At 54.3% G+C, this 1,794-nt stretch carries 2 protein-coding genes; both read right to left on the reverse strand.

Features of this window, described 5'->3' with window-relative positions; genetic code table 11:
- Positions 1–202: 202 nt before the first annotated feature.
- On the reverse strand, positions 203–1,465 hold the full coding sequence (locus tag VC35_RS28195; protein WP_046044019.1) for an SEL1-like repeat protein: 1,263 nt from the start codon (positions 1,463–1,465) through the stop codon (positions 203–205).
- On the reverse strand, positions 1,465–1,794 hold a 330-nt coding region (locus VC35_RS28200; RefSeq protein ID WP_046044020.1), incomplete at its 5' end, for a phospholipase D-like domain-containing protein. The genes VC35_RS28200 and VC35_RS28195, both read right to left, overlap by 1 nt.

Below are 1,794 nucleotides of genomic sequence, written 5' to 3' on the forward strand. Positions count from 1 at the left end.
TCTCAATGTCGCGTTTGCCTTTTTGTGCCTGCCTTCGCGGTCTGAACATAGCTATGCCTGTCGTCGTTTCACCTCCATGTGCGTCTGCCTCAAACTGGGTCATTGCGCTGCTCTTGTGGTTGCCGGAATTGGCGTTGATTTGTCAGGCTCTTGCTACCGATCAACCGCCGAGTGCCTCGACTGATAATCGGAGCAGAAATGCTCAGGCTTCACCGAACAATATCCATTCGATGTTTTCCTCTTCGACGGTAATTCGGTCGGCGAGCAGGAAACGGCTATGGCTACGCCGGACGTTCAATGTCGGCATGATTTCGCCTTTATCGAAACGTCGGATCTCGTCGACAATGCCTTCCGCTTTCCAATAGCCGGATTGTGGGCAGGCTTGACCGCTGTTGCAGGTCAGCTTGCGGTAAGGCTCCCGGATGAAATCGGGAGATGCTGGCAGCGGTCGACCGGAAGTGGGGTCGAGGAGCTTGGCCTTGGCCAGTTGCTGGATCAGCGCTTCGCTGGGCTTTTCTGGCGGGGCGTTTGCCAGGCGCTCTTCTAGCCATTGCAGCTTGCCGTCCCAGGCGGGGAGTTTGGCTGGTGGCAGCGGGAGGATTTCGTTGATTTCGGGGACTTTGGGGTTGGCATAGGAATATCCCGCAAGTATCTTCCAGATTTTTTTGTAGCGGTCGGCGCGCTCAAGGTCTTCCGATTGGCCTAAGTAGTCCAACTTGTTGCTACTGGAAGGGCCGCGAAATGCATCGCCCAAGCGGCCAGCAGCATGTTCATACCCTCCGGCAACACCCATCTGGAGTACTTCAACTGCCTCTTGGTAAATTCCCTTGTTTTTAAGATTAACAGCCAGTGCCACGGCCGCTCTGCCATGTTTCTGCTCGGCGGCACAACGGCGCATTTGCCTCGCGACATCCGGAGCAATATCACTCGGTGCCAGCTTGTCGCCCACATAGTATTGCGCTTCGGCACTGCCTTTATCAGCAGCCTTACGGTAGTAGCGCAAGGACATTTCCGGATCCTGTTTAAGGCCCGCCGAGCCTTGCTGTAGAAAGATCCCCACAAAGTAGTAACCTGTGGCCACACCAGCATCCATCAGTTGTTGACTCAAGCGCAGGTGTTCGGCGCCACGCAACTGGAACCGTTGGCGCATCGACCCGTTTTGCAAGTTGATGTTGGCTTTGTAATGACCATTTTCGGCGGCGATGCGGTACAACCGCTCGATATCGACATCTACGTTTTTGTCTTGCTTGAGCTGGTTATTTTTCTGTAGCCAGCGGGCGTATTTGAACAGCACGTCAGATTCAGCACTGGCTTCGGGGATATTTTCGTGGGCGCAGGTGAACGCCAGGTTGGCTTTGATTTCCGTCAGAGGTTTCACATGAGGGTCCTTCTTCATATAGTTAAAGGTGCTGCGGCTATCGCAAGCCGCCAACAGCAGGCAGGAGAGCAAGAGAAAACGGCGCATCAGTCGAGGTCCTGCAGTTTGGCCTTGCCGTAATAAAACTCGACAAGAGGTGCGTCGGGAACGCCGTTTTCTTTGTCCTTTTGAAGATCTTTGTTGTCATCGATGATTTTCTGCCAAGCTTCGAATGCATCACCCACCTCCTCCTGCACTCCCTTCCCATCCGTATGCAGATCCCACAACCGCCGCCGCATTGCCTGGGTCACACTCATCCACTCATGGGCAATGTTCAGCTCACTATCTACCTGCATGCTGCGGGTATTGATGTTGGCCGAACCGTGGGTGGTGAACACGTCATCGACGATCATCAGCTTGGAGTGGACGTACACCGG

It is taken from the genome of Pseudomonas fluorescens (assembly GCF_000967965.1).
Lineage (GTDB): Bacteria > Pseudomonadota > Gammaproteobacteria > Pseudomonadales > Pseudomonadaceae > Aquipseudomonas > Aquipseudomonas grandcourensis.